General features: G+C 74.7%; 26 protein-coding genes. 12 read left to right on the top strand and 14 right to left on the bottom strand.

Annotated elements, in window-relative coordinates; genetic code table 11:
• Positions 1 to 471 precede the first annotated feature (471 nt).
• Together OCU29_RS11060 and OCU29_RS11055 are read right to left on the bottom strand one after the other, a co-directional pair.
• Entirely contained in the window at positions 472 to 1,725 is a 1,254-nt protein-coding gene (locus OCU29_RS11060; protein WP_261819965.1) for an HNH endonuclease signature motif containing protein, read from the bottom strand.
• A 148-nt stretch (positions 1,726 to 1,873) separates the two neighbouring features.
• Positions 1,874 to 3,136 (bottom strand): CdaR family transcriptional regulator, encoded by a 1,263-nt coding sequence (locus tag OCU29_RS11055; RefSeq protein ID WP_261819964.1) that lies wholly within the window; start codon positions 3,134 to 3,136, stop codon positions 1,874 to 1,876.
• A 128-nt stretch (positions 3,137 to 3,264) separates the two neighbouring features.
• Between OCU29_RS11055 and OCU29_RS11050 the strand changes: the two genes are divergently transcribed.
• Genes OCU29_RS11050 through OCU29_RS11040 form a run of 3 tightly spaced genes read left to right on the top strand, consistent with a single transcriptional unit; the run spans position 3,265 to position 6,796 of the window.
• Complete coding sequence (locus OCU29_RS11050; RefSeq protein ID WP_261819963.1) at positions 3,265 to 3,984, top strand: DUF2877 domain-containing protein; 720 nt, start codon at positions 3,265 to 3,267, stop codon at positions 3,982 to 3,984.
• Positions 3,981 to 5,393, top strand: a complete 1,413-nt coding sequence (locus tag OCU29_RS11045) for an FdrA family protein (protein ID WP_261819962.1) — start codon at positions 3,981 to 3,983, stop codon at positions 5,391 to 5,393. The genes OCU29_RS11050 and OCU29_RS11045 overlap by 4 nt, the downstream gene beginning before the upstream one ends.
• The gene (locus OCU29_RS11040) at positions 5,390 to 6,796 is read left to right on the top strand and encodes a DUF1116 domain-containing protein (RefSeq protein ID WP_261819961.1); all 1,407 of its coding nucleotides are present in this window, start codon (positions 5,390 to 5,392) and stop codon (positions 6,794 to 6,796) included. The genes OCU29_RS11045 and OCU29_RS11040 overlap by 4 nt, the downstream gene beginning before the upstream one ends.
• On the opposite strand, the gene OCU29_RS11035 is transcribed toward OCU29_RS11040, so the two are convergent.
• The 4 genes from OCU29_RS11035 to moeZ all read right to left on the bottom strand — a co-directional run bounded on the left by OCU29_RS11035 (position 6,768) and on the right by moeZ (position 10,304).
• Positions 6,768 to 7,091, bottom strand: coding sequence for an MGMT family protein (locus OCU29_RS11035; protein WP_179613879.1), 324 nt, complete (start codon positions 7,089 to 7,091; stop codon positions 6,768 to 6,770). The genes OCU29_RS11040 and OCU29_RS11035 overlap by 29 nt on opposite strands.
• A gap of 21 nt (positions 7,092 to 7,112) precedes the next feature.
• Entirely contained in the window at positions 7,113 to 7,994 is an 882-nt protein-coding gene (locus tag OCU29_RS11030) for a hypothetical protein (RefSeq protein WP_261819960.1), read from the bottom strand.
• A gap of 69 nt (positions 7,995 to 8,063) precedes the next feature.
• Complete coding sequence (locus tag OCU29_RS11025; RefSeq protein ID WP_261819959.1) at positions 8,064 to 8,954, bottom strand: hypothetical protein; 891 nt, start codon at positions 8,952 to 8,954, stop codon at positions 8,064 to 8,066.
• A gap of 150 nt (positions 8,955 to 9,104) precedes the next feature.
• Entirely contained in the window at positions 9,105 to 10,304 is a 1,200-nt protein-coding gene (gene moeZ, locus OCU29_RS11020) for an adenylyltransferase/sulfurtransferase MoeZ (protein ID WP_261819958.1), read from the bottom strand.
• A 278-nt stretch (positions 10,305 to 10,582) separates the two neighbouring features.
• On the opposite strand from moeZ, the gene OCU29_RS11015 reads away from it, so the two are divergent.
• Both OCU29_RS11015 and OCU29_RS11010 read left to right on the top strand, forming a co-directional pair.
• Positions 10,583 to 11,170, top strand: coding sequence for a TetR/AcrR family transcriptional regulator (locus tag OCU29_RS11015; RefSeq protein WP_179617124.1), 588 nt, complete (start codon positions 10,583 to 10,585; stop codon positions 11,168 to 11,170).
• Between the two features lie 31 nt (positions 11,171 to 11,201).
• The gene (locus tag OCU29_RS11010) at positions 11,202 to 11,423 is read left to right on the top strand and encodes a DUF3107 domain-containing protein (protein WP_179613883.1); all 222 of its coding nucleotides are present in this window, start codon (positions 11,202 to 11,204) and stop codon (positions 11,421 to 11,423) included.
• Between the two features lie 28 nt (positions 11,424 to 11,451).
• Here OCU29_RS11010 and OCU29_RS11005 read toward each other — a convergent pair whose 3' ends face one another.
• Positions 11,452 to 12,177: a ferritin-like fold-containing protein gene (locus OCU29_RS11005; protein WP_179613884.1), complete on the bottom strand. Its 726-nt coding sequence runs from the start codon at positions 12,175 to 12,177 to the stop codon at positions 11,452 to 11,454.
• 101 nt (positions 12,178 to 12,278) lie between these two features.
• Here OCU29_RS11005 and OCU29_RS11000 point away from each other — a divergent pair, with 101 nt between their 5' ends.
• A complete protein-coding gene (locus OCU29_RS11000) occupies positions 12,279 to 13,889 on the top strand; it encodes a DEAD/DEAH box helicase (RefSeq protein WP_179613885.1) in 1,611 nt (536 codons plus the stop codon).
• An 89-nt stretch (positions 13,890 to 13,978) separates the two neighbouring features.
• On the opposite strand, the gene OCU29_RS10995 is transcribed toward OCU29_RS11000, so the two are convergent.
• Positions 13,979 to 14,743 (bottom strand): ParA family protein, encoded by a 765-nt coding sequence (locus OCU29_RS10995; protein ID WP_179613886.1) that lies wholly within the window; start codon positions 14,741 to 14,743, stop codon positions 13,979 to 13,981.
• A gap of 62 nt (positions 14,744 to 14,805) precedes the next feature.
• Here OCU29_RS10995 and OCU29_RS10990 point away from each other — a divergent pair, with 62 nt between their 5' ends.
• A complete protein-coding gene (locus OCU29_RS10990) occupies positions 14,806 to 15,564 on the top strand; it encodes an SDR family oxidoreductase (protein ID WP_261819957.1) in 759 nt (252 codons plus the stop codon).
• 1 nt (position 15,565) lies between these two features.
• Here the strand turns inward: OCU29_RS10990 and OCU29_RS10985 are convergent, their stop codons facing one another.
• Together OCU29_RS10985 and OCU29_RS10980 are read right to left on the bottom strand one after the other, a co-directional pair.
• Positions 15,566 to 16,438, bottom strand: coding sequence for a PHP domain-containing protein (locus tag OCU29_RS10985; RefSeq protein ID WP_261819956.1), 873 nt, complete (start codon positions 16,436 to 16,438; stop codon positions 15,566 to 15,568).
• A 9-nt stretch (positions 16,439 to 16,447) separates the two neighbouring features.
• Entirely contained in the window at positions 16,448 to 17,089 is a 642-nt protein-coding gene (locus tag OCU29_RS10980) for a DUF6758 family protein (RefSeq protein ID WP_261819955.1), read from the bottom strand.
• 123 nt (positions 17,090 to 17,212) lie between these two features.
• Between OCU29_RS10980 and OCU29_RS10975 the strand changes: the two genes are divergently transcribed.
• The 4 genes from OCU29_RS10975 to OCU29_RS10960 all read left to right on the top strand — a co-directional run bounded on the left by OCU29_RS10975 (position 17,213) and on the right by OCU29_RS10960 (position 21,276).
• The gene (locus OCU29_RS10975; protein ID WP_261819954.1) at positions 17,213 to 17,896 is read left to right on the top strand and encodes an ANTAR domain-containing protein; all 684 of its coding nucleotides are present in this window, start codon (positions 17,213 to 17,215) and stop codon (positions 17,894 to 17,896) included.
• A gap of 182 nt (positions 17,897 to 18,078) precedes the next feature.
• The gene (locus tag OCU29_RS10970; protein ID WP_261819953.1) at positions 18,079 to 19,080 is read left to right on the top strand and encodes a sensor histidine kinase KdpD; all 1,002 of its coding nucleotides are present in this window, start codon (positions 18,079 to 18,081) and stop codon (positions 19,078 to 19,080) included.
• Positions 19,059 to 19,742 (top strand): LuxR C-terminal-related transcriptional regulator, encoded by a 684-nt coding sequence (locus OCU29_RS10965; RefSeq protein ID WP_261819952.1) that lies wholly within the window; start codon positions 19,059 to 19,061, stop codon positions 19,740 to 19,742. The genes OCU29_RS10970 and OCU29_RS10965 overlap by 22 nt, the downstream gene beginning before the upstream one ends.
• 133 nt (positions 19,743 to 19,875) lie before the next feature.
• A complete protein-coding gene (locus OCU29_RS10960; protein ID WP_261819951.1) occupies positions 19,876 to 21,276 on the top strand; it encodes a sugar transferase in 1,401 nt (466 codons plus the stop codon).
• 87 nt (positions 21,277 to 21,363) lie between these two features.
• On the opposite strand, the gene OCU29_RS10955 is transcribed toward OCU29_RS10960, so the two are convergent.
• On the bottom strand, positions 21,364 to 22,095 hold the full coding sequence (locus tag OCU29_RS10955; RefSeq protein WP_261819950.1) for a LuxR C-terminal-related transcriptional regulator: 732 nt from the start codon (positions 22,093 to 22,095) through the stop codon (positions 21,364 to 21,366).
• Positions 22,096 to 22,149: 54 nt separating this feature from the next.
• Positions 22,150 to 23,529, bottom strand: a complete 1,380-nt coding sequence (locus OCU29_RS10950; RefSeq protein WP_261819949.1) for a DUF4910 domain-containing protein — start codon at positions 23,527 to 23,529, stop codon at positions 22,150 to 22,152.
• Between the two features lie 121 nt (positions 23,530 to 23,650).
• Here OCU29_RS10950 and rfbG point away from each other — a divergent pair, with 121 nt between their 5' ends.
• Positions 23,651 to 24,715, top strand: coding sequence for a CDP-glucose 4,6-dehydratase (rfbG, locus tag OCU29_RS10945; RefSeq protein WP_261819948.1), 1,065 nt, complete (start codon positions 23,651 to 23,653; stop codon positions 24,713 to 24,715).
• Between the two features lie 22 nt (positions 24,716 to 24,737).
• On the opposite strand, the gene OCU29_RS10940 is transcribed toward rfbG, so the two are convergent.
• Both OCU29_RS10940 and OCU29_RS10935 read right to left on the bottom strand, forming a co-directional pair.
• Positions 24,738 to 26,075 (bottom strand): glutamate-1-semialdehyde 2,1-aminomutase, encoded by a 1,338-nt coding sequence (locus OCU29_RS10940; RefSeq protein ID WP_261819947.1) that lies wholly within the window; start codon positions 26,073 to 26,075, stop codon positions 24,738 to 24,740.
• Positions 26,072 to 26,731, bottom strand: coding sequence for a PIG-L deacetylase family protein (locus tag OCU29_RS10935; RefSeq protein WP_261819946.1), 660 nt, complete (start codon positions 26,729 to 26,731; stop codon positions 26,072 to 26,074). The genes OCU29_RS10940 and OCU29_RS10935 overlap by 4 nt, the downstream gene beginning before the upstream one ends.
• Between the last annotated feature and the right edge of the window lie 143 nt (positions 26,732 to 26,874).

The following is a 26,874-nucleotide window of genomic DNA, read 5'->3' as shown; positions in this document are numbered from 1 at the left end:
CCGCCGACCTCGCCGCACGCCGCTCCGTTGGTCGAGCAGCAAGGAGCGCCAGCGACGCGCGTCGCCGAGACCCCGCAAGAACCACGCCGACCTCGCCGCACGCCGCGTCGTTGGTCGAGCAGCAAGGAGCGCCAGCGACGCGCGTCGCCGAGACCCCGCAAGAACCCCGCCGACCTCGCCGCACGCCGCTCCGTTGGTCGAGCAGCAAGGAGCGCCAGCGACGCGCGTCGCCGAGACCCCGCAAGCACCGCGCCGACCTCGCCGCACGACGCTCCGTTGGTCGAGCAGCAAGGAGCGCCAGCGACGCGCGTCGCCGAGACCCCGCAAGAACCGCGCGGACCTCGCCGTACGCCGTGGGGTCACCGGGTTTCGACGGTCGCTCGGCCCAGGGCGGTACGCCGAGTCGGCCGGTTCGAACCGGCCGGCTCGCGGCGTACGCCGTCCTGGCGCTCACCTAAGGAACAGTTGGGTTTAGGTGCGGTGGTGGAAGGTGACCTGGTTGTCCCCACCGATGTCGATCTCGTAGTCGGGGTCGTGGATACGCCGGTGGTGATACGGGCAGAGCAGGCGACCGCGGGCCAGGTCGGTCAGGCCGTGGTGGGCCCAGGGGTCGTCGTGGTGGGCATGACACATCGCGGGTGGTGCGTCGCAGCCCTTGGCGGTGCAGCCGCCGTCGCGGATGCCCATCGCGATGCGTTGGGTCTTGGTGAAGAACCGCTTCGCCCGGCCCACATCGAGCGGTTTGCTCTCCCCGTCGAGTACGACGGGGACGATGCCGGCCTCGCACGCCAACCGGCGCGCGGCCCCGGCGCTGATCCGGCCGCCGGTGTCGAGCGCAGCCGCCGCCAGCCCACCCTGCAACGAGGCGAGGGTCATCGTGACGACCACGGTCGCGTTGACCCCGCCGGCGCGGGGCAGTCGCTTGGGGTCGAGTCGTTCGATGAGCTCGACGAACGCATCGCCCAGCCGCCGCGCGGTCGGCCGACGTACCGGCTCTGGTGCCTTATCCGTGCTTGCCCGGTTGGCGATCTGGTGCCTGGGGGCGGCGAACGCCATCAGGGCTTTCTCGAGCATCTGCCCGACCAGGGTCGGGACCGTGAACGATCCCTTGATCCGGCCGTGGCCGTCCTCGCGCATCCGGAACACCGACGACTTCTCGGCCTCGCGTTCCTCACGATCGAGCAGCTCGGCCTCCCACGCCTCCCCCACCTCCGGGGCGACGACATCAAGGATGCGACGCCCCAGCACCCGCAGCGCCTTCGCGTCGTGCACCCCAGCGAACGCCACCAACGCCGCAGTGGCCTGCTCGAGGACCGCCGGGTCGAGGTCGTCGGGCAGCGCATCCAACGACGTACAGATCACCGACGCCTGCTCCGCGACCAGATCCCCACGACCCAGCGCCTCGCGCACCAGCACGTGACGCGCCAGTCCCTCGGCCAGGCGTACCTGCCGGAACGACTCCCGCTTGGTGGTCCTAGTGACGTTGGAGTGCCACACCGCCAACGACGGGGAGGCGTTGCGCTCCTGCACCGCCACCGCATCGGCGTGCTCCAGCAGCCGCGAGCGCACCTCGCCCCACCGAGCCTCGAGCCGAGCGACCTCCACCAACGCCTGCGCGGTCTCGGCCTGGCTCATCGACCAGGTAGACATCTCCGCGACCTCGTCCAGCACCGCGTGGGCCCGCGCGACAGCACTCCCGATGGGGTGCGCGGCGGTGGTCGACATGAGTGAAGTATCTCAGGGCCCACCGTCAAAGCACCAGGTCAAACCCCGTTTTCCACAAGCGGATCGAAAACTTTTTCGACGGTGCGGAAGTGACCGGTCGAGGGTTCAAACCTGACCGCTCGGTGGTTCAAAAGTGACTGCTCGGCCGTCAACCGGCGACGTCGAGCACCCGGAGGGCCACGGCGACGTCGAGGCGCAGGTGGGGGTCGCTGGAGAGCGGGCCGAGGAGGCGCTCGAGCTTGGAGACGCGGTAGCGCATCGTGTTGTAGTGGAAGAACTGGGTGCGCGCGGCCTCGGCGACGTTGAAGTTGGTGTCGAGCAGCACCTGGAGGGTCTCGCGCAGGTCGACCGCCTCGGTGGTGTCGGCGGCCAGCGGGCCCAGCACGTCGTCGGCGAAGGCCCGCAGCTCGGCGACGTCGGGCACCATCGCGATCAGCCGGTGCAGCCCGAGCTGGTCGAAGAACGTCGTCGAGCCGCCGCCGCGTACCCGACGCCCCACGTCGACGGCCCGGCGGGCCTGCGCGTACGCCGCCGGCAGGTCGGCGAGGCCCGGGGCGGGGCGGCTGACCCCCACCGAGAACGGCCGGCGCCCGCCGCCCTTGTCGCCGGCGACCGCCGCCACCACCCGTCGTACGACGTCCTCGCCGGGCAGCGGCTCGGTGCCGGTCGCCTGCTCGTCCAGCGGCACCAGCACCACCACCTCGTGGGAGAGGTCGACGACGGGCACGCTCGCGTCGAGGCCGCGCAGCACCTGGCGCCAGGCGGCCGCGAAGCGCTCCTGCCAGCGTCGCCACTGCACCCGGTCGGCCACCCCGGCCTCGGGTGCGGGGTCGATCTCGGCGACCAGCACCACCGTGGGTCCCTCGAGGCGCCAGCCGAGCGAGGCGGCGTGCTCGGAGACGAAGACGTCGTCGCCGGCGCGGCCGAGGAAGACGTCGCGCAGGAAGTCGCCGGCGTACTTGTGCTCGACCTCGGCCACGGCGTCCTGGCGGGTCACCAGCAGCGCCGTCAGGTCGGCGGCGCGCTCGAGCAGCGCGACCTCCTCGACCCCGATCGGGCCGTCGGCGCGCACCGCGACCAGCCGGGCCAGCTCGTGCTCGCCCGTCCCGACGCCGACACCGCGGGCCTCGCCGTCGCCGACGCGGGCGCCGCGGCCCTCCATCCGCTCGACCCGCACCCGGCCACCGGAGGTGACCAGGTCGAGGGCGGCCAGCCGGTCGCGCAGCTCGCCGGGCAGCGCGGCCGCGCGCTCGCGCCCGTCGGTCGAGGTCACCAGCACGCCGACGTCGAGCACCCGGGCGACCTCGCCGGCGACGGCGTCGAGGCCGCCTCCGTCGAGCACCACGCGGGTCAGGCCGCGGTGCAGCGCGTCGATGCGCGCCAGCGCTGTGGTCGAGACGTCCGGCTCCATGCAGCCCCCCGCTGGTCCGTGGCAGCCGGTCGCAGCTCCCACTTGGCAACTCCTGAGGCCCGCCCACCCGATCGTTGGCACAACCTCACATGGGAGGCACCGTAGCCCGAGGACTAGCGTCGAGCAGCGTGAGCCCCCGCCGCCCGGTCCCGGTGAGCGCCCCGCCGCGCGTGCTCGCGCTGTTGCGCGCGACCCCCGACACCCCGGCCGGCCCCGGTCTCACGGTGCTCCACCGCGGCTCCCTGGCGGCGTACGTCGACCTGGGCGGCTGGGCGCTCGGCCTCGTCGACCCGGCGGCGTCGCGGCCGCCGACCGCCCTGGTGCTCGGCCCCGGCGTCCTGGCCGGGCTCGCCCTCGACGACGTGCGGGTCCAGGGCGGCCGGCTGCTCCTCGACGGAGGCCCGGTCGTCCCCGGCCGCCTCCACGACACCACCGTGCCGCGCATCGCCGCGCGGGCCGGTGGCCCGGCCCCCGACGTCCCCGGGCTGGTGGGCCGGGGTGGCGGACTGACCCCCGAGGGCGACGACCTGCTGTGCGGCTGGCTGGCCGCCCACCGCGCCACCGCGACCCCCACCCCGCGCACCGACGCGTCCGTGCGCGCCCACCTGCACCGCACCAGCCTGCTCTCCGCGACGCTGCTCGAGGCGGCCCTGCTCGGCGAGGTCCTGCCCGAGCTGGCGGACTGGCTGCGGGCCCGCGGCGGCCCCGACGAGGCCCGCCGGGCCGCAGCGCTGACCGCGGTCGGCCACACCTCCGGCGTCGCCCTGCTGCGCGGCGCCGCCTGCGCGCTCGAGCGGCTCCCCCCGACCCTGCCCCCGACCCTGCGCCCCGAAGGAGCAGCCGCATGACCCGGCCCCCGCACCAGCACGTCGAGGTGCGCAGCGCCTACGCCGACTCCGTCGCCCTGCTCCAGGTCAGCCGCACGGTCGCGGCACTGCCCGGCGTCGCGGCCGCCCAGGTCGCGATGGCCACCCCGCTCAACCTCGACGTGCTCGCCGGGATGAGCTTCGAGGTGCCGGACGACGCCGGGCCCAACGACATGGTGGTCGCGCTGCGCCTGGTCGACGGCGACCCGACGACCCTCGAGGCCGCTGTGGCCGGGGTCGACGCCGCGCTGCGGGCGCTGCGCAGCGCCCGCCCGGCCGCCGCCGGCGCCCAGGCCCCGCCGCGCACCACCGCCTCGGCGCTGCGCGGCGCCGACCCCGGCGACCCGGTGCTGGTCTCGGTGCCCGGCGCCTCGGCCGCCGTCGAGGCCGCCGACGCGCTCGCCGCGGGCCACGACGTGATGATCTTCAGCGACAACGTGCCGCTCGAGCACGAGGTCGCGCTGAAGCGGGCCGCCGCCGAGCGGGGGCTGCTGGTGATGGGCCCCGACTGCGGCACGGCCGTGCTCGACGGGGTCGGCCTCGGCTTCGCCAACGTCACCCGCCCCGGGCCGGTGGGCGTCGTGGCGGCCTCCGGCACCGGGTGCCAGCAGCTGCTGGCGCTGCTCGACCACGCCGGCGTGGGCGTCTCGTGGGCGCTCGGCGTCGGCGGGCGCGACCTGGGCCGCGCCGTGGGCGGCCTGGCCACCCGCGAGGCCCTGCGCCGCCTCGACGCCGACCCCGGGGTCGAGCGGATCGTGCTGGTCTCCAAGCCGCCCGACGACGAGGTCGCCGCCGCCCTCGCGTCGTACGCCGCCACGCTGGGCACGCCGGTGCAGCTGGCCCTGCTGGGGCCCGGGCTCCCCGACCTCACCGCGGTCGCCGAGCAGGTGCTGGCCGACCTCGGGGTGCCGGTGCCGCAGTGGCCGGTCGCCGGCGAGGTCCACCGCGAGGTGCGCGGCGAGCTGCTCGTCGGGCTCTTCGCCGGCGGCACCCTGGCCCAGGAGACCGAGCTGCTGTGCCGGCAGGCGGGGGTGCCCCACGAGGTCGTCGACCTCGGCGACGACGAGCTGACCCACGGCCGGGCGCACCCGATGATCGACCCGACCCTGCGCCTCGAGCGGCTCGTCCGGGCCCTGGAGCACCCGCACACCGGGGTGGTGCAGGTCGACGTGGTGCTCGGCCACGGCGCCGACCCCGACCCGGCCGCCACGCTGGTGCCGGCGCTCGCCGGGGCCGCCCGTCCCGTGGTGGTGAGCCTCGTGGGCACCGCGGCCGACCCGCAGGACCTCCTGGCCCAGCGCACCGCCCTGGCCCGGGTCGCCGAGGTGCACCTGTCCAACGCCGGCGCGACGCGACGCGCGATCGGCCTGCTCACCGGAGGAGCGCGATGAGAGCCGTCACCGTCGGCGCCGACCTGCTCGGCGACGCCCTCGAGGCCCAGGCGGTGGGGGTGCAGCGGGTCGACTGGCGCCCGCCGATGCCCGGCACCGAGGACGACCTGGCCACCGTCGTCCTCGACCCGTTGCGCGCCGACGCCGACGCTCGCGCGGTGCAGGCCGTGCTCGACACCACCGCCGTCCTCGTCGACGTGCTGCCGGCCGCCGAGGCGATCGGCCTGGAGCGCGGGCAGTTCCTGCACGCCGGGCCCCCGCTGACCTGGGAGCGGGCCTCCGGTCCGATGCGCGGCGCCCTGATGGGGGCGGCGGCCCTGGAGGGCCTGGTCGACGACCCCGACGACGCCCCGGCCCTCTTCGAGTCCGGGGCCGCGACGCTCGAGCCCTGCCACCACCACGCCGCGGTCGGCCCGATGGCCGGCGTCGTGGCGCCGAGCATGTGGATGTTCGTGCTCGAGGACCCCGCGACCGGTCGCCGCACCCACTGCACCCTCAACGAGGGGCTGGGCAAGGTGCTGCGCTACGGCGCCTACTCCCCCGAGGTGCTCGCCCGGCTGCGCTGGATGGGCGACGTGCTCGGCCCGCTGCTGCAGGGCGCGGTGCGGGCGGTGCGCGACGGGCAGGGGCCGGTCGACGTCAGCGGCGTGCTGACCCAGATGCTGCAGATGGGCGACGAGGCCCACAACCGCAACCGCGCCGGCACCCTGATGCTCCTGCGCGACCTGGCCCCCGCCCTGGTGGCCGGCACCGAGCACGGCAGCAGCGCCGCGGACGTCGCCGAGGTGCTGCGCTTCGTCGGCGGCAACGACCACTTCTTCCTCAACCTCGCCATGCCCGCCTGCAAGCTCGCCCTCGACGCCGCCCGCGGCACCGAGGGCTCGGCGATGGTGGTCGCGATGGCGCGCAACGGCACCGACTTCGGCATCCAGGTCGCCGGCACCGGCGACGAGTGGTTCACCGGGCCCGCGCAGGTCGCCGACGGGCTGTTCCTCGGCGACTACGGCCCCGACGACGCCAACCCCGACATCGGCGACTCCGCCATCACCGAGACCGCCGGCATCGGCGGCTTCGCGATGGCCACCGCGCCCGCCATCGTGCGCCTGGTCGGCGGCACCGTGCCCGACGCCCTGGCCACCACCCGCCGGATGCACGAGATCACCCTGGCCGAGCACCCGCGCTGGGCGGTGCCGGTGCTCGACTTCCAGGGCACCCCGACCGGCATCGACGTGACCCGGGTGTGCCGCACCGGCGTGCTCCCCCAGATCAACACCGGCATGGCGGGCCGGGTCGCCGGCACCGGCCAGGTCGGCGCCGGGCTGGTCACCCCGCCCGCCGAGGTGTTCCCCGCCGCGCTGGCCCGGCTGGCCCGGCTCAGCCGCGAGCGGGCGAGCGGGGCATGAAGAAGGCCGTCGGCAGGTCGACCCGACCGGAGGCACGCAGCGCGGTGCCCTCGGCCAGGTAGGCCTGGCGGGCCTCGTCGTCGTGGCTCGGCGGCAACGAGCCGTCGGCGCGCACAACCCGCCACCACGCCACCGCGGCGCCGTGCCCCGCCATCACGTTGCCGACCCGGCGCGGGCCGTAGCGGCCCACGGCCTCGGCGATCGCGCCGTACGTCGTCACCCGGCCCGGCGGCACCTGCTCGACGCACGAGAGCACGTCCTCGACGTACCGGTCGGGGTCCTCGGGGTGCCGCACGCCGGCGAGCCTACCGGCGGCTCAGCCCAGCGGGAGCGCCGAGAAGGGCTCGGTGCCCGCGGCCAGGCGCAGGCCCTTGATGCCCGAGTGCCGGCGGGCGAAGTCGAGCTCGGAGGCCAGGTCGCCGACGCCGTTGCTCAGCGGCAGCGGGGCGATGGCCACCGTCGAGAGCGTGCCGAACGCGGCCCCGTCGGCGTCGAGCAGGCCCGACCCGGAGTCACCGGGCACGCCCGGGGTGAGGGTGTAGACGTCCCAGCTCCACTCGCCGAAGGCGCCGAGCGAGACGCCGAGCTTGGGCGAGAGCAGGGTGGTGGGGCGCAGGCTGGACTGGCCGTAGCTGTAGACCTGCGAGCCGGCGGGGGCGCCCTCGCTCGACAGCCCGGTCGGGCCGCCGAAGAACGGGACGCTGGGGTTCACCGCCCCGAGGAAGCGCTTCTGCACCCGCACCAGCGCGAAGTCGTTGTAGTCACAGGTGTCGGCGTCGGTGGTGCCCAGGCGCTGCATGGTCTCCCACGAGGAGTAGGCCAGCCGACCGCGGCCCACCGTGGTGCCGCCGGAGACCAGGTTGCCGCCCTGCGCGAAGCGGACCTTGGTGCCGGTGGGCAGGCTCGGGGTGTCGCAGCCGCTGGTGTCGGTGGCCTCCCCCAGCCCGGCGCAGTGCGCGGCGTAGCCGACGTAGACCCGCCCGCGCCTGTCGGTGTAGACGAAGTTGGCGGTGCACTGCGCACCGTCGGTGTACATCTGCACGCCCGGGGTGATGGTGGCCTCCGAGGCCGGGGCCCAGTCCTGGAACCGGCGGGCGGGCGCCGCCCCGGCGCTGGCGGGCAGCAGCAGCGGGGCGACCAGGAGCGCCAGCAGGGCGAGGACGACGGAGGTGCGAGCGGTCGCGGGTCGGGTGCGCATGCCCCTCCAACGAGCGATGCCCCCGCTCGGCTACGCGAGCGGGGGCATCGGTGAGAGGTCGGTGCCGGATCAGAGCAGCGGCGAGAAGGGCTCGGTGCCCAGGGCCAGCTCGAGACCGGCGATGCCGGAGTGCTGCCGGGCGAACTCGAGCTCGCGCTGCAGGTCGCCGATGTTGTTCGACAGCGGCAGCGGCGCCAGGCCGAGGGTCGACAGGGTGCCGATCGCCTCGCCGCTCTCGCTCACGAACGCCGAGCCCGAGTCGCCGGGGACACCCGGGGTCACGGTGTAGAGCGGGTGGCTCCAGCCCTCGTCGCCGGCGCTGTCACCGAGGCTGGTGCCGGTCTTGGGCGAGAGCGCCTCGAGGCCGAAGCGCAGGCTGGAGTTGCCGTAGCTGTAGACCCGGTCGCCGGCGGCGGTGCCGTCGGTGTCGATGCCGGTCGGGCCGCCCCAGAACGGGATGCTCGGGTTGACCTTGGACACGTCGGCCGCGTCCACCTTGACCAGCGCGAAGTCGTTGTAGGCGCAGGCGTTCTCGTCGGTGGTGCCGATGTCGCGCATCGTGCGCCACGAGGAGTAGGCCAGCTCGCCGCTGCCGAGCTGGGTGCCGGAGCTGATCAGGCTGCCGCCCTTGCGGAAGGTGACCTCGGTGCCCAGCGGGACCGAGTCGTTGAGGCAGCCGTTGGTGTCGGTCGCCGCCCCCATGCCGGCGCAGTGCGCGGCGTAGCCGAGGTAGACGTTGGCGGAGGCGTCGGTGAAGACGAAGTTCGAGGTGCACTGCGAGCCGTCGGTGTACATCTGCGTGCCGGGCGTGATGGTCGCCTGGTCGGCAGGTGCCCAGGTCGGCGCGGCGACGGCGGGGGCCGAGGTCGCGGCAGCGGCGCCGAGTCCGGTCGCGGCGAGCACGGCGAGGGCGCCGGTGGCGCGGCGCACGGTCGAGGCAGTGGTGCTGGCGGTCTTCATCGAGAAAGGTCCTCCCAGTAGTGGACGGTGGCCGACCCCGAGACGGGGACCACCTGGAACGCACAACGACGCACCTCCACAAGAGTTACGCCCGGGTAGTCGGAGATGACTACCCGGGCGTGACCCGATGTGACTACCTGAGCGTGGCTCTCAGTACGACGGCTGGCTGGGGTCGACCTGGTTCACCCAGGCCACCACGCCGCCGCCGACGTGCACGCTGTCGTCGAAGCCGGCGCCCTTGAGCACCGCGAGCGCCTCGGCCGAGCGCACGCCCGACTTGCAGTGCAGCACCACCTGCTTGTCCGAGGGCAGCTCGCCCAGGGCGTTGCCGTTGAGGAACTCGCCCTTGGGGATCAGCACCGAGCCGGGGATCCGGTTGATCTCGTACTCGTTGGGCTCGCGCACGTCGACCAGCACGAAGTCGCGCTCGCCCTTCTCGCGCTCGGCCAGCATCGTCTCGAGCTGGGTGACCGAGATCGTCGAGCCGGCCGCGGCGTCGGCGGCGTCCTCGGAGATCGCGCCGCAGAAGGCGTCGTAGTCGATGAGCCCGGTGACGTCGGCGTCCGGGCCGCACAGGCGGCAGGCCGGGTCCTTGCGCACCTTGAGCTTGCGCCACTCCAGCTCGAGGGCGTCGTAGATCACGAGCTTGCCGATCGCCGGGTCGCCGGCGCCGGTGAGCAGCTTGATGGCCTCGTTGACCTGGATCGAGCCGATCGAGGCGCACAGCACGCCCAGCACGCCACCCTCGGCGCAGCTGGGCACCATGCCCGGCGGCGGCGGCTCGGGGTAGAGGCAGCGGTAGCAGGGGGCGTCCTCGGCCAGCGACGGCGCGAAGACCGAGGCCTGGCCGTCGAAGCGGTAGATCGAGCCCCACACGTAGGGGATCCCGAGGAAGTACGCCGCGTCGTTGACCATGTAGCGGGTCGCGAAGTTGTCGGTGCCGTCGACGATGAGGTCGTAGCCGCGGAAGACGTCCATCACGTTGTCGTTGTCGAGGCGCTCCTCGTGCAGCACCACGTCGACGTACGGGTTGGCCTCGGCGATGGACTCCTTGGCCGAGACGGCCTTGGACTTCCCGATGTCGGACTGGGTGTGGATGATCTGGCGCTGCAGGTTCGACTCGTCGACCTCGTCGAACTCGGCGATGCCGAGGGTGCCGACGCCGGCGGCGGCCAGGTAGAGCAGGGCGGGGCTGCCGAGGCCGCCCGCCCCGATGACGAGCACCTTGGCGTTCTTCAGCCGCTTCTGACCGGTCATCCCGACGTCGGGGATGATCAGGTGCCGGCTGTAGCGGCGGACCTCGTCGACGGTCAGCTCGGCTGCCGGCTCCACGAGTGCTGGGTAGGTCACTGCTGGGCTCCTCGATCGGTTCGCGGGGTGCTGCGATGGTCTCGCTGGACGCAACAGCCTGTCATCGCGTCCTGTTCCCTCGGCGCTGTCCATCGTGCTCCCGACCCGTCCGGCACCCCGCGCCGTCCCGTCATCCGGACCGTCGCTACCGCGGGGTAGGCTCGCGCCGCACGTGCAGGACACCACCACCGCACCCCTCGAGGAGGGCAGTCGTGCCAGCTGGTCAGTACGACGTCGACGCCGGCGCCGAGGCGCCTTCCCGGCAGCGCGGGGCCCGCATGCCGCGCCGCGAGCGACGCGCCCAGCTGCTCGACTCCGCGCTCGGGGTCTTCGTGGCCTCGGGCTACCACGCCGCCGCGATGGACGACATCGCCGAGCGGGCCGGGGTCTCCAAGCCGGTGCTCTACCAGCACTTCCCCGGCAAGATGGACCTCTACCTAGCGCTGCTCGACATCGCGTGCGACCAGGTCATCGAGAACTGCCGCGCCGCGCTGGCCTCGACCCCCGACAACAAGCAGCGCGTGGCCGCGACCATCGACGCCTTCTACGACTACGTCGCCGACGACAACGGCGCCTTCCGGCTGGTCTTCGAGTCCGACCTGACCAACGAGGCGGCCGTGCGCCAGCTCGTCGACCGGGTCACCACCGAGTGCGCGGCGATGATCGCCGAGGTGATCCGCGACGACACCGGCCTGCCCGACGAGGCCTCGCGGCTGCTGGCCGTCTCCCTGGTGGGAATGGCTCAGGTCAGCGCACGGTTCTGGCTCAACGACACCGCGGGCATCGACCGCGCCGACGCCACCGCGCTCATCACGGGCCTGGCCTGGCGGGGCATCCGCGGCTACCCCAAGACCGACGAGCACTGAGATCCAGCAGCACCCAACAGGAGGAGGACCCGTGGAGGTCAAGATCGGCATCCAGCAGGCCCAGCGCGAGCTGAGCGTCGAGACCGACGAGACGGCCGAGCAGGTGCAGCAGCAGGTCGCCGCCGCCGTCGAGTCCGGTGGCGTCGTGACCCTGACCGACACCAAGGGCCGCACCGTGCTGGTGCCCGCCGCCAAGCTCGCCTACGTCGAGATCGGCACCGCGACCGTCGGGACGGTCGGCTTCCGCAGCTGAGCAGGAGGCGGACCGGGCGGGTCCGGGCTCAGGCGTCGAGCCCGAGCTCGGACATCCGCTCGGTGTGCCGCTCGGTGAGCCGGGCGAACATCCGCCCCAGCGCTGCCAGGTCCAGGCCCGGGCGGTCCACCCCGCCGGCGAGCAGCGCCGAGAGCGCCTCGCGCTCGGCGGCCACGCTCTGCGCCTGGATCAGCGCCTCCCCCATCAGCCGGCGCCCCCACAGGGCCAGCCGGCCGCCCAGGCGGTGGTCGCGCGCGATCGCCGCCCGCACCCGGTCGACCACGAAGGCGGCGTGCGGGCCCTCCTCCAGCGAGGAGAGCACCAGCTCGCGGGTGCCCGCGTCGAGGTACGCCGCGATCTCGCGGTAGAAGTCGTCGGCCAGCCCGTCGCCGACGAAGGCCTTGACCAGGCCCTCGTACCAGTCCGAGGGCGCGGTGTGCTCGTGGAACTGGTCGATGGCCGCACCGAAGGGCGCCATCGCCACGAACGGGTCGGCACCCAGCTCGCGCAGGCGCCCGTGCAGGCGCTCGACGCGCCCCAGCTCGCCGGCCGCCATCTGCGCGATGGCCACCTTGTCCTCCAGCGTGGGCGCGAGCTTGGCGTCCTCGGCCAGCCGCTCGAAGGCCGAGATCTCGCCGTACGAGAGCACGCCCAGCAGGTCGACGACCGCCTCGCGGTAGGCGGGGTCGGCGAGCGCCAGCTCGGCCTCGCGCGCCCGGGAGACGGGCGTGTCGCCGGCCTGGGATTCAGTCATGCGCGCACCCTACCGATACCCTGGGCCCATCGAGCGCTGCGCCGGTGCCGCCACGAGCGGGCACCCGGGCACGGCGCCGAGGCGGGAAACCACCCGCCAGCATGTGCGCGGCAGACGCGCCAGCGAGCTTTCCGAGTCCGCCGGGTCCGCCGCTCCGAGCCACCCGGCCCACCGCGGCTGACGACGAAAGCAGACATACCGACGTGACCACCTTCCGTGACCTGGGGGTCCTCCCCAAGATCTGTGACGCGCTCGAGCGCGCCGGCATCACCACCCCCTTCGCCATCCAGGAGATGACGCTCTCGGTCGCCCTCAGCGGCACCGACCTGATCGGCCAGGCCCGCACGGGCACCGGCAAGACCCTCGCCTTCGGCATCCCGGTCCTGCAGCGCAGCACCCCCGTCGACGACCCGGCGTACGCCGACCTGCCGCAGGGCAAGCCGCAGGCGCTGATCGTGGCCCCGACCCGCGAGCTGGCGCTGCAGGTCTCGAGCGACCTGGCCCTGGCCAGCAAGGACCTCGGGCTGCGCGTGCTGACCGTCTACGGCGGCGTGGGCTACGAGCCCCAGCTCGAGGCGCTCGAGGCCGGCGTCGACGTCGTCGTCGGCACCCCGGGACGCCTCATCGACCTGGCACACCGCAAGGTGCTCGACCTGGGCCACGTGCACGCGCTGGTGCTCGACGAGGCCGACGAGATGCTCGACCTGGGCTTCCTGCCCGACGTGGAGCGCCTGCTGAAGATGACCCCCGAGAGCCGCCAGACGATGCTGTTCTCGGCCACCATGCCCTCGGCGATCGTCGCCCTGGCGCGCACCCACATGCGCCACCCGATGAACATCCGCGCGGAGTCGTCGTACGAGAACGCGACCGTGCCGGCCACCGCGCAGTTCATCTACCAGGCCCACGACCTCGACAAGCCCGAGATCATCGGGCGCATCCTGCAGGCCCCCGACGCCGAGAAGATCATCGTCTTCACCCGCACCAAGCGGCAGAGCCAGCGCGTCGCCGACGACCTCACCGAGCGCGGCTTCGCGGCCAGCCCGCTGCACGGCGACATGGCCCAGGTGGCGCGCGAGAAGGCGCTGACCAAGTTCCGCGAGGACAAGATCCGGGTGCTGGTGGCCACCGACGTCGCCGCCCGCGGCATCGACGTGCGCGGCGTCTCGCACGTCATCAACTACACCTGCCCCGAGGACGACAAGACCTACGTGCACCGCATCGGGCGCACCGGTCGCGCCGGCGCCTCGGGCATCGCGATCACCTTCGTGGACTGGGCCGACCTGCACCGCTGGAAGATGATCAACAAGACCCTCGACCTGCCCTTCGACGAGCCGCAGGAGACCTACTCGACCTCGCCGCACCTGGCCACCGACCAGGGCATCCCCGAGGGCACCAAGGGCCGCGTCGTGCCGGAGGCACCCCGCGAGCCCCGCGCCCCGCGCGAGGGTGGCCGTGATCGTGGCCGAGAGGGCGGGGGACGCGAGGGCGGGCAGCGCGCCCCGCGCAACCGCGACCGCACCCGCAGCCGCAGCCGCGGCGGCGAGGTCGTCGCCGAGGTCTCGACCAACGCCTCCGGCGAGAAGGTCGAGAAGCCCGTGGAGGGCTCGGGCTCCGGCAGCCGCAACCGTCGCCGTCGCCGCTCGCGCGGCGGCCAGGGTGGGGGTCAGGGCAGCCAGGGCGGCCAGAGCACCGAGGCCGCACCCCAGGCCTGAGCCGACCCGGCCCATATCTCTCACTGACCCGGCCCGAACCTCCCCTCACGGGGAAGTTCGGGCCGGGTCAGTGAGATATTCGGGCCGGGTCAGCGCTGCGAGCGGGTGACCAGGTTGGCGGCCGCCTCGCGGTAGGCCTTGGCGCCCTTGCTGGTGCGGCTGGTGGCCAGGATCGAGCGGCCGGCGGCGGGCGCCTCGGCGAACTTGATCGTCTTGGGGATCGGCGGCTCGACGACCTCGAGGTCGTAGGTCTCCGAGATCGTGTCGAGCACGGTGCGCGCGTGGTTGGTGCGCCCGTCGTACAGCGTCGGCAGCACGCCCCAGACCTCCAGGCCGCGGTTGGTGAAGCGGCGCACGTCGTGGACGGTGTCGAGCAGCTGGCCCACGCCGCGGTGCGAGAGCGTCTCGCACTGCAGCGGCACCAGCACGCCGTCGGCGGCGGTGAGCGCGGCGACGGTGAGCACGCCCAGCGAGGGCGGGCAGTCCAGGAGCACCCAGTCGTAGGCGCCGTCGAGGTCCTCGATGACGCCGCGGACGACGTGCTCGCGCCCGGTGCGGGTCAGCAGGTCGGCCTCGGCGCGGGCCAGCTCGATGGTCGCCGGCAGCAGGGCGACGCCGTCGTCGGTCTCGATGATCACCTCGCTCGCGTCGACGCCGCGGGTCAGCACGTGGTGCACCGACGTCTCGAGGTCCTCGGGGTCGATGCCCAGCGAGAAGGTCAGGCAGGCCTGGGGGTCGAGGTCGACCAGCAGGACCCGGTGGCCCAGCTCGGCGAGCGCGGCGCCCAGGGAGGCCACGGACGTCGTCTTGGCGACGCCGCCCTTCTGGTTGGCGACGGCGAGTGTGGTGGTCATCGGGCCACATCATGCCCGATCCGGGCCTGCCACCGCGGGGACACACCTGTTCTACTGCTCCCATGCCCCGCGCCCTGGTCACCGGCCCCACCGCCGGCATCGGTCACAGCTTCGCCGTGCAGCTCGCCGGGCGCGGGCACGACCTGGTGCTGGTCGCCCGCGACCAGCAGCGCCTCGAGGCGGTCGCCGGCGACCTGCGCGAGCGCTGCGGGGTCGCGGTGGAGGTGCTGGTCGCCGACCTCGCCGACCGCGACCAGCTCGTGCGGGTGGAGCAGCGCCTGGCCGACCGCTCCTCCCCCGTCGACGTGCTCGTCAACAACGCGGGCTTCGGCCTCAAGGGCCGCTTCCTCGACAACGACGTGGCCGCCGAGACCGCCATGCTCGACGTGCTGGTCACCGCGGTGATGCGGCTGATGCACGCGGCGCTCGGCCCGATGGTCGAGCGCGGGCACGGGCAGGTGCTCAACGTCTCGAGCGTGGCCTCGTTCCTGCCGCGCGGCTCCTACTCCGCGGCCAAGGCCTACGTCAACAAGCTCGGCGAGTGGGCGGCCGCGGAGTACGCCCCGCACGGCGTCACCGTGACCACGCTGTGCCCCGGCTTCGTGCGCACCGAGTTCCACGAGCGGATGGACGTCGGCCAGGACTCCGCACCCGACTTCCTGTGGCTCGACGCCGACGACCTGGTGCGCACCGCACTCGCCGACTTGGAGAAGGGCAAGGTCTACTCGATCCCGAGCGCGCGCTACAAGGCGATCGCCGGCGCCGCCCGCGTGGTCCCGCGCGGGGTGCTCCAGCGCTTCCAGTCGCTGGGTCGCAAGTAGCTCAGACGACCTCGGGGACAGCCCGGCCCGAGGCCGCGGCGGCCGCGGCGGCCAGGTCGAGCAGCCGCTCGAGCTCCTCGGGTGCGGTGGTGTGGCAGCCCAGGTCGTGGTCGACCTTGCCCTCGCCGTGGTGGTCGCTGGACCCGGTGACGACCAGGTCGAGCTCGCGCGCGATCGCGCGCAGCCGCTCCCGGGCCGCGGGCGCGTGGTCCTGGTGGTCGACCTCGATGCCGGCCAGGCCGAGCCCGGCCAGCTCGGCGAAGGCCTGCGCGTCGGGGCGCTCGTCGCGGCGCCGGCCCCACGCGTGGGCCACCACCGAGACCCCGCCGGCCTCACCGACCAGCCGGATCGTCTCGCGCAGCGGGGCGGCGTAGCGGTCGACGTACCCGGGGCGCCCGGGGCTGAGGTAGCGGTCGAAGGCCTCGGTGCGGTCGCCCACCACGCCGGCGGCGACCAGGGCGTCGGCCACGTGGGGCCGGCCGCTGGCGGCGCTGTGGCCCGAGACCCGGGCCACGTCGGCCTCGCTCAGGTCGACGCCCGCACCGCGCAGCGCCTCGAGCATGCCGGGCACCCGCGAGCGTCGCCCCTCGAGGATCCGCTCGAGCTCGGCCGCGAGCGGTGGGTACGTCGCGTCGGGCAGGTAGGCCAGCAGGTGCACGCCCTGCCCCTCGTGGCGGGTGCTGATCTCCATGCCCCGCACCAGCCGCAGGCCGGTCGCGTCGGCCGCGGCCGCGGCCTCGGCCCACCCCTCGGCGCTGTCGTGGTCGGTCAGCGCCAGCACGTCGAGCCCGGCCCGCACCGCGGCGTGCACGAGCTCGGTCGGCGACTGGGTGCCGTCGCTGGCCCGCGAGTGGGTGTGGAGGTCGATGCGCACCCCTGGAGCCTAGGTCCAGCCGGGCGCCGGTCCGCTGAAGGGCAGCTCGAGCACGGCCGGTCCCACGCCCGAGACGTCGCGCAGGATCCACTCGTCGCGCAGCAGCAGCACGGCCGAGGCCGGGCGCACCACCATCCACAACCACCGTCCCTGGGCCTCGCCGACCAGCACGGACCGGTCCCACTCCCCCGGGCTGGCGCTGGTCGAGACCGTCCACAGCGACACCGGCTGGCGCTCCAGGCGCACCCGCACGTCGGCGGGGCCGTGCCCGACCTCGGGGCCGGGGTCGGTCCGGTCGCTCCCGGCGACCCGGGCCGCGAACCCGGTGCCGGGCTCCTCGGCGACCACGTGCACGTCGACGGGGCCGTCGAGGCTGCTGGTGCCGCTGACGCAGGTCATCGTGGCCACCGTGTCCTCGCCCTCCCCGACCGCCGCGAAGTCGGTGACGCCCCACCCGGGGCTCATCGGCCAGGGCAGCAGGGTGGGGAAGAGCGCCGCACGCCGCAGGTGCTCGGCGAACCCGTCGTACGATGCCTCCTCGGCGCGCCACAGCGGCGGCACCGGGCCGTGCTCGGGGCACGACCACAGCGACGACCCGTCGCCCAGCCGGGCGACCGGCGCGGGGCAGCGGGGGCAGGCGGCGCTGGGCACGGGTCCACGGTGCTCAGTCGGTGGCGCCACGTCAAGCAAGACGCTGTCGGCGACGGGGCCGATGTGCGATTCTGCAAGGCACGGCGCATCGTCCTCGATCCGCCCAGAAAATCGGGGGGCACCGTGACGAGCGACGTGGTGGGCGACCTGCTGGACGCGCTGGACGGCCCGCACAGCCTGGAGTCGGCGTGCGACGGGCTGCTCGGGAGGTCCCGGTCGATGCTGGGCGCCGACGTGGCCGGCCTGGTCGCCTGGGACGCGCGCGGGCGCGTCGAGCAGCTGGCCAGCACCGACCCGGAGGCCACGGCGGCGCTGTGCGAGCTGCGCGGCGGGCCGCTGTGCCCCCCGGCGGCCGCGCTGCCGGACGACGCGGTGCTGGCCGTCGGGGACACCTGGGCGGAGGACCGGTGGCCCGGCTGGGCCTCGCGGGTCGCCGCCCTGGGGCACCGGTCGGTGCTGCTGGTGAACCTGCCGAGCCTGTCGCACCGGCCGCTGGCCCTGCACGCGTGGGCGGCCCGCCCGCACGCCTTCGGGGACGCCGTCCCGCCGCACACCGTCGACTTCGTGCGGCTGGCCGGCCTGATGGTCGCGCAGGCCGAGCGCGTCGAGAACCTGGTCGAGGCGCTGCACTCGCGCAGCCTCATCGCCCAGGCCCAGGGGATCGTCATGGAGCGCTTCTCCGTGGGCGCGGACGAGGCGATGGCCTACCTGCGCCGGGTCTCGCAGGACCAGCAGCTGCGGGTGCGCGACCTCGCCGCGACCCTCGTCGAGGGACGCAACGTGCCCAGGCCCGCCCCACGCACCTGAGGCGGGATTTGACGCTCGTGTGACGGATTGTTGGCCGACTCGTACCAGATTGGGGTCACGGGACGGGGGAACCGATGACGAGTGCACCACAGCCACACGGGGCTGAGCAGCCACCGGCACGCGGTCGGGCCGAGGGACAGTCGGCGGCGACCGGGCCGGGGAGGACGGACGGGACGCAGGAGATGCTGCGCCCGTGCGCCGTGCTGGTCGCCGTCGGGGTCCTCGCGGTCGTGAGCGCCACCGTCGCCCTGCACGGCCTCTCCGCCGATCCCGCCACCGCGTCCGCCTGGGTGGCGGCCGCGGCGCTGCTGGCGCTGCTGGGGGCCTGGGAGCGCGCCCGCGTCTCCTGCCGCCGGGCGCAGCGCGAGCTCGAGGAGGTCAGCGTGCGCGTCGGGGAGACCGAGCGGCTGCTGGGCGAGGACGAGGACACGCTCCACGAGGCCCGCACGGCCCTGGCCGGGCTGGTGCTCAGCGACCGGCTGCTGGCCGAGCACGACGAGCTCCTCGACGAGGAGACCCGGGCCCGGCTGCTCCACCTGCGCGGGCGCGACCTCGACCGGATCCAGCACCTGCTCTCCGGCGGGCTGCGCCACGTGCCACCGCCGACCGAGGCCGACGGGGCCGACGAGCCCGACGAGACCGGCTCGGCGACGTACGAGGACGTCCCGATCGGGCCACTCGTGGCCGACGCGCTCGCCGCCGCCCAGCTGCGCGGCGAGCCCGTGCACCGCACGACGCCCGAGGGGCCGGGCGAGACGGTGCGCGCCGACCCCCACGACGTGGCCGAGGTCCTCGACATCCTGCTGCGCAACGCCGCCCGGCACGCCCCGGGGGCCCGCGTGGACGTCGAGGTGCACCGCGCCGGTGCCCGTGTGGTCGTCCGGGTCGCCGACCAGGGCCCCGGGGTGCCGCCCGGCCTGCGCGCCACCCTCTTCACCCGCGGCGCCCGCGGACCGTCCTCCCCCGGCTCGGGCCTCGGCCTGGCCATGGCCCGCCGCCTCACCGACCGCAACGACGGGGACCTGGTGCTCGAGGAGAGCACCCCCCGCGGGACCGTCTTCGCCCTCGTCCTGCCAGCCGCCGGCCCTGCCGGCACCACGCACACCACCACTGGGGAGACCACCATGACCACCACCACCGAACGGCTCGTCGCCGTCCCGTCATGCCACGCGCACTCGGCCTGACCCGCGTCGCGGTGGTCGAGGACCACCTGCTGTTCGCCGAGTCGCTGGAGGTCGCACTGACCCTCGAGGGCCACGACGTGCACCGCATCGAGGTGCCCGAGGGCACCCCGCCCGCCGGGTGGCTGCTCACCGCGCTGCTGCGGGTCCGACCGCGCGTCGTCCTGCTCGACCTCGACCTGGGCCCCGGTGGCCCGGGCACCCGCCTGATCGAGCCGCTGGTGCGCACCCGGGCGGCCGTCGTGGTGATCACCGGCGAGTCGCGCGAGGCGGTGTGGGGCGAGTGCCTGCGCCGCGGCGCCCGCGCGGTGCTCGAGAAGACCGCCTCGCTCAACACCATCTTGGCCACGATCCGCCTCATCGGCGACGGACGTCCGGTGATGAGCCGCGAGGAGCGCGAGCGCCTCATGCTCGTCTACCACCAGGAGAAGCAGGAGCTCGCCGCCGTGCGGGCCCGGCTCGACCGGCTCACCCCGCGCGAGCGCGAGGTGCTCGGCTGCCTGATGCAGGGCACGACCGTGCGCGAGATCGCCAAGTCGTCCTTCGTCTCCGAGGCGACCGTGCGCACGCAGGTCAAGTCGATCCTCGCCAAGCTCGAGGTCTGCTCGCAGCTCGCCGCCGTGGGCATGGCCCACCGGGCGCAGAGCCGCCTCGTCGCGCACTGACGCGCGCCCAACCCCGCTCCACCGGCACGACCCCCCTCACCGGGCGATACCGCATTCGCGGCATGCCAGCACCGTGAGCGGCTCCTAGATTGACAGCACGGGGCCGACAGACGGTGCGAGGTGAGGGGGGTCCATGAGCGCCTACGCCGACCAGGGCCCGCGCGTCGCCCACCGCAGCGTGGAGGGCCTCGCGCGGCCCGGCCAGCGCCGCACGCGGTGGTACTGGATGGCGGCCACCGACGGTCTCGCGGCCGTCGTGGTGGCCATCGTGCTGCTGCCGCCCGACCTGGTGCCCGGGCCTGCGCTCGCGGTCGCCTTCGGGCTCGCCTGGGTGGTGCTGCTGGGCCTGGCCCGCACCTACGACCCGGGCCCGGTGCCGCGTCGCTCCGACCTGCTGCGCATCGGGCTCTCGGGCCTGCACCTGGTCGCCCTCGGCGCCCTGCTCAGCGCACTGACCGGCATCCTGGTGCCGGTCGAGGAGCTGGTCGCCGCGGCCGGCGCGGCCAGCGCGACGAGCGGCGGGATGCGCCTGCTCTCCTCCCTGCGCCGGCCCCCACGCACCCGGGTGGTGCTGGTGGGCCACCGCCGCCAGGTCCGCCGCCTGGCCGAGGAGCTGCGCGAGAGCACCGACGTCGAGGTGGTGGGGGTCTGCGTGGCGGGCCCCAAGGGCTGCGCGGGCATCGACCTGCCGACCGCCTCGGGCTTCGCGTCGGTGCCCGACCTGGTGCGCGAGCAGCGCGGCGAGTGCGTGGTCGCGCTCCCCTGCCGCCACCTCGACGCCACCTCGCTGCGTCGCCTGGGCTGGCTGCTCGAGCGTGACCACGTCGACCTGCTCATCGGCCCCGGCCTGCACGACGTGGACTCCGGTCGCGCCGTGCTGCGCCGCACCGGCGGCCTCTCGCTGCTGCACGTGCGCCACGCCGACCTGACCGGCCCCAGGCGGGCCCTGAAGACCGCCTGGGAGCGTGGCGCCTGCGCCGTGGCGCTGGTGGTCCTCACCCCCCTGATGCTGGCCCTGATGGCGCTCGTGCGCCTCGACTCCCCCGGCCCGGCGCTCTTCCGGCAGCAGCGCGTGGGCCGCGACGGCGAGGTCTTCTCGATCCTCAAGCTGCGCACCATGCACGTCGACGCCGAGGCACGCCTCGAGGACCTGCGCGAGCACAACGAGAGCGACGGGGCGCTGTTCAAGATGCGCCAGGACCCCCGGGTCACCCGTGCCGGGCGCTGGCTGCGCCGGCTGTCGCTCGACGAGCTGCCCCAGCTGGTCAACGTGGTGCGGGGAGACATGGCCCTGGTCGGCCCGCGGCCGCCGCTGCCCGGCGAGGTGACGGCGTACGACGAGGACGCGCTGCGGCGCCTGGCCGTGCGGCCCGGCATCACCGGGCTCTGGCAGGTCTCGGGCCGCTCGGACCTGCCCTGGGCGATGACGGTGCGGCTCGACTCGCGCTACGTCGACAACTGGAGCCTGCGCCTCGACGCCTGGATCCTGGCCCGCACCGTGCGCGCCGTGCTCGGCCACCACGGCGCCTACTGACCGCGAGCCGGCGCTACTTCCTCGCCGAGTCGGCGCCAGTTCCGGGAAGTGGCGCCGACTCGGCGAGGAACTGGCGCCGGGTCGCGGTCAGGGCCGGTCGGCGGGCGGGGCCCAGCGGTCGTACAGCGCGACCGCGGCGAGCTGGGAGCTCACGCCGAGCTTGCGCAGCACCGCCTTGACCTGGCTGCGCACGGTGCCCTCGCGCACGCCGGTCAGCTCGGCGACCTCGCGCACCGACAGCCCGTCGTGCAGCAGCGCCAGCACCGAGCGCTCGCGGGGGCTCAGGGAGCTCATCCGCTGCTGCTCCTGCTCCTGCTCCTCGCGGCGGCGTCGCCACTCCTCCTCCAGCTCCTCGCGCCCCGGCCAGGCCAGGGGGCGCCCGAGGGCGAGGTCGTCGAGGATGCGCACCAGCTCGTCGAGACCGATCGAGCTCGGCACCACGGTGCTGGCGCCGGAGGCCACCAGGTCGGTCCACCGGGGGTCGGCCGGCTCCTCGACGAGCAGCAGCCACGGCAGCGCCAGGCGCGGCAGGCCGCGCACCGCCTCGCGCTGGGCATCGGTGAGGAAGTCGCCCACGACCAGCGCGGCGCCCACCCGCCAGCCGGCGAGCCGGTGGCGGGAGAAGGGTTCGACGCTGTCCTCGCCGTCGGCGTCGGTGGCGGGCGGCGAGACCATCTCGAGCCCGCGGCTCTCCAGGGCGACGCGGATGGCGTCGCCGACCAGGTGCCTGCCGGACACGAACAGGACGCGGGAACCGGTGGCCGAGCGGGCCGACGACGAGGTCGGCTCGTTGCTCTCCGGGCGGGCGGCCAGGTCCACGCAGCCCACCCCCTCCCCGCCGTCGAGCGGGTCCTCCCGACCCGTGGCCGCAGCCTAGGAAGGCGGCTGGGCCGCGCACGCGGCTCGCGCCGAAGATGCCCAATACTGGTGAGCGTCCACCGGGGCCTGCTCGCGGGCGAGCAGCCCGGCCGACTCCAGGTCGCGTGCCGCGGTGTGCAGCACCGCCACCGGCACCCCTGCGAGCGCCGCCACCTCCACCAGCGAGGTGGCCCCGTCGGAGGCCGCCAGCAGCCACAGCATCGCCATCACGGCGTCGGTGGCGTTCTTCCCCCCGGTGGTCGGGTAGAGGCCGCGGCGCCCCAGCTGCGGCTCGCCGTACGGGCTCAGGTTGCGGTAGGTGACGTCGGCCTGCAGGGCCTCGACCACCTCCAGCACCGCGTCGTACGACGCCGCCAGCTGGTCGTCGGTGACGAAGGCCAGGTCGTCGGCCGAGGTGTGGTACTCGGGGTACTCGCCGTGCGGGGTGCGCGAGATCCGTCCGACCGGCAGGTCGAAGCCCAGGGCGTTGAACTGGCGCTCGTCGTAGCCGTAGGGCGAGTAGTCGCGCACCTGCCCGCCGTGGGCGCGCACCACGAGCTCGGCCGCGCGGTCGACGGGACGGTCGGCGCGCCGGGTGCGCTTGTAGACCAGCGGCCCCGGGCCGCCCAGGCCGGTGAGCACCAGCCCGTGCCGCACCTGCGGGAGGTGCTCGCCGTTGCGGGCCAGCCAGGTGATCGAGCCGATCGTGCCCGGCGCCAGCAGCAGCCGGACCCCCAGCCTGCGCGGACGCCCGGCCAGCTCGCGCACCAGCTCGGAGGCCACGCTGAGGCCCGAGAGGTTGTCGTTGGCCAGCGAGGGGTGGCACAGGTGCGCGGTCAGCAGGATCTCGCCGGGCTCGTCGCCGGGCAGCACCACCTCGGCGTACGTCAGCGACCCGGGCCCGACCGTGGTGTCGACGACGACCTCGAAGGGGCCGAGGCGGGCCGCCTCCTCGAGGACGGCGAGGTCGCGGTGGGCCAGGCAGAAGCCCCAGGTGCGCTCGTAGTAGGTCGTGCGGTAGGGGATCCAGTCCGGCCGGTCGGGCATCGTGTGCAGGTGCGGGCGCAGCTCCTCGAGGCTCATCGAGGCGCGCACGGGCACGCTGTAGCCGACCAGGTGCAGGGTGTGGCGGGCCAGGTCGACCAGGCGCCGGCCGGTCGCGTCGGCGATCCAGGCGGCACGGGCGTTCCACTCGTCGTTGACGACCCAGTCGTGCACCCGGGTGCCGGAGGGCACCTCGTGGCGCTGCATCGCGACCCCGGGGGGCAGGTCCTCCTCGAGCACGTCGAGGGTGGCCCGCACCCCGTCGCCGGTGATGCTGCGGCACAGGGGGTAGAGGCGCTGCATGCGCGCGCGGACCCGCTGCCTGCGGCCCGCTGCCTCGTCGTCGCCCACCGCGCCACCCTCCCCGGTCACCGGCCGGGACGGGGCGCGAGCGGCCGGGGCTCCCCACAACTGGGTACGCCCGGCCCGCAGCGGCCCGGACGACCCGGTCGCGCCACTAGCCTCACCGGCCATGGACCCAGCCCACTGGAGGGACCGGGACGTGCTCGTCACCGGCCACACCGGCTTCAAGGGCGCCTGGCTCAGCCGCCTGCTGCACCGCATGGGTGCGCGGGTGCACGGCTACGCGCTGGCGACGCCCGAGCACTTCCTGCACACCCGCGCGCGCTGCGCCGAGGACCTCGCCTCCGAGCACGTCGGCGACATCCGCGACACCGCCGCCCTCACCGCCGCCCTGGAGGCCTCCGGAGCCGGGACCGTGCTGCACCTGGCCGCCCAGTCGGTGGTGCGCGAGTCCTACCGCGACCCGCGCGAGACGTTCTCCAGCAACGTCGAGGGAACCCTGTCGGTCCTGGAGGCCGTGCTGGCGGTGCCCCGGGTGCGCAGCTGCGTCGTGGTCACCACCGACAAGGTCTACCGCAACAACGAGTGGCACTGGGGCTACCGCGAGGTCGAGCCGCTCGGCGGCGACGACCCCTACAGCGCCAGCAAGGCCTGCGCCGAGCTGCTGACCCACTCCATGGTCGCCTCCTTCCCCCGCGACGGGCTGGGCGTGGCCACCGCGCGCGCCGGCAACGTGGTGGGCGGGGGTGACGCCACCCCCGACGCCCTGGTGCCCGAGCTGGTCGCACGGTTCGCGGCCGGCGAGCCGGCCCGGCTGCGGCGGCCGGACGCCGTACGGCCGTGGCAGCACGTGCTCGAGCCGCTCAGCGGCTACCTCACCGTCGCCGAGCACCTCCCCGGCCGCGCGCACGACCGCGGCTGGAACTTCGGACCGTCGTCGGCCGACACGCTCAGCGTCGCCGACGTCGCCGACCTGATGGCACGCCAGTGGGGCGGCGGGGCGAGCTGGAGCGCGACCGGCGACCCGGGCCCGCACGAGGCCGGCCTGCTCGCCCTCGACTCCACGCTGGCACGCACCGAGCTGGGCTGGCGCCCGGTGCTGCGCGCCCAGGAGGCCGTCGCCCTCACCGTCGACTGGGAGCAGTCGGTGGCCCGCGGCGAGGCGCCCCGCGAGGCCCTGGACCGCCAGGTCGAGTGCTACCTCGAGCGGCACGCCGAGACCCAGCGGCGCTGAGCCCCGGCGCCGCTCCCGCCGCTCAGCCGAGCCGGCGCGGGGCCGCGAGCGGACGCAGCGCCGGCGCCACCGGCCGTCCGTCGAGCAGGCCGTCGACGCCCCCCTGCTCCAGGGCCCGGGCGTAGACCGGCAGCGCGTGGCGCACCGCCCCGGCCGTGAGGTCGAGGTCGTCGTCGGTGTGCGCCGCCGAGACCACGAACGACTGGGCCAGCACGCCGTGGCGCAGCAGCTCCTGCAGGAACAGGGTGCGCATCGCCTGGCAGGGCCGCCCCTGGGCGTCGAGGGTGGCGAAGACCATCGAGGCGGGCCTGCCGTGCAGCACCAGGTGCTCACCCAGGCCCGCCTCGGCCACCTCCTGGCGCACCGCTGCAGCCAGGCGGCTGCCCCGCTCGACCATCTCGCCCACCACGTCGCGGCGGGCGTACTCGTCGTCGACGGCCAGGTACGCCGCCAGCCCGCCGGTCTCGGCGCCGTGCGTGGTCGAGACCAGGAAGACCCGCTCGGCGTCGGTGCGCAGGCCGCCGAGCTCCATCAGCTCGCGGCGCCCGGCCAGGGCCGCGACCGGGAAGCCGTTGCCCAGCGCCTTGCCCCAGCACGACAGGTCGGGGCGCACGCCGTACACGTCCTGCGCCCCGTGGCGCGACCAGCGCATGCCGCAGATGATCTCGTCGAAGACCAGCACGAACCCGTCGTCGTCGGCCAGGCGTCGTACGCCCTCGAGGAAGCCGGGCTCGGGCTCGGCGGTCGCGGAGCCCGGCTCCATCACCACGCAAGCGACCCGGCCCGGGTGCTCGTCGAGCAGCGCACGCAGCGAGTCGAGGTCGTTGTAGTCGAAGCCGACGGTCTCCTCGCGGTGGGCCGGGAGCACGCCGTGGGGCATCGCGGTCGAGCCGATGAACCAGTCGTCGGTGGAGAAGAAGGGCTGGGTGCGGCAGACCGCCACCAGCGGGCGGCCGGTGGCCGCGCGGGCCAGGCGCACCGCCGCGGTGGTGACGTCGGAGCCGTTCTTGGCGAACTTCACCATGTCGGCGCCGGGCACCTGCTCGAGGAAGCGCTCCGCGGCCCGCAGCTCCCAGATCGAGGGCCGGGTGAAGCTGACCCCGTCGCGCACGGCCCGGCACACCGCGTCGACCACGGGGCGGAAGCCGTGGCCCAGGGTGACCGAGCGCAGGCCCATGCCGAACTCCACGAAGACGTTGCCGTCGAGGTCCTCGACCCGGGCACCGGACCCGCGCGCGATCACCGGCGTCATCCGCTCGGGGTACTGGTCGCTGCCCCGGGCGTAGGTGTGCGCACCACCGGGCACCAGCTCGTGCAGGCGGGCCTGGGCGCGCAACGACCGGCTGAAGTCGCGGGTCACGAGGCGGCCTCCCGGGCGGGTGCCCCGAGACCGACCAGCACCTTCGCCGCGTGGAAGCCCTCGGCGTACCGGGCCCGGCACTCCACGCCGCGCAGCCGCATCAGGCCCAGGAAGGTCTCCTCGTCCCACCAGTCGCGACCGTGCTGGCTGGGGAAGCAGCTGTCCAGCACCTCGAACTTGCGCCGGGCGGTCGCCTCGTCGAGGGGCACGTAGTGGGTGGGCGGTCGCAGGTCGGCGTCCCACTTGGGGATCTCGTAGTGCAGCACCAGCGCGTCGCGCCACACCGTGCTCACCAGCTGCCCCAGCAGCCGGTGGTCCTGGTGGGCGTCGTCGGCCCGGGGCGCCAGCACCACGTGCGGGCTCCGCTCGTCGGCGAGGTCCTCGAGGGCCTGCTTGACCTCGCCCCAGTGCTCGGGGAGCCGCCCGTCGGGCAGGCCCGCGCAGGCCGGCCGGGTGCCCGGGCACAGCTGCTCCAGCGCCTTCTCCGACTCGCGCACCCGGTCGGGCGTGCCGGTGAGCACGAGCGCGTCGACCGTGGTGCCCGGGCGCTGGGCCAGGCGCAGCAGCGTCCCCCCGCACCCGATCTCGATGTCGTCGGGGTGCGCACCGAGGCACACCACCTCCAGCGCTCCTGCGCCGATGTCCAGCTCCAGCACGTCGCTCCCCCTCCCCGTCGGCCCCGCCTCGCGCACGCCGCCGTCCCCGCGATCCTGCGATCCCCGACGGCCCGACGGGACGGTCCGGGGCGTGGGTCCCCGATATGCGGTAGACCGACCGCGACCGCCCCGCCGCGCGGCGG

Source organism: Nocardioides sp. OK12, assembly GCF_024341885.1.
In the GTDB taxonomy this organism is placed as follows: domain Bacteria; phylum Actinomycetota; class Actinomycetes; order Propionibacteriales; family Nocardioidaceae; genus Nocardioides; species Nocardioides marinisabuli.
The sequence above is the reverse complement of the archived record's forward strand: the minus strand, read 5'-3'. Positions and strand labels throughout refer to the sequence as shown.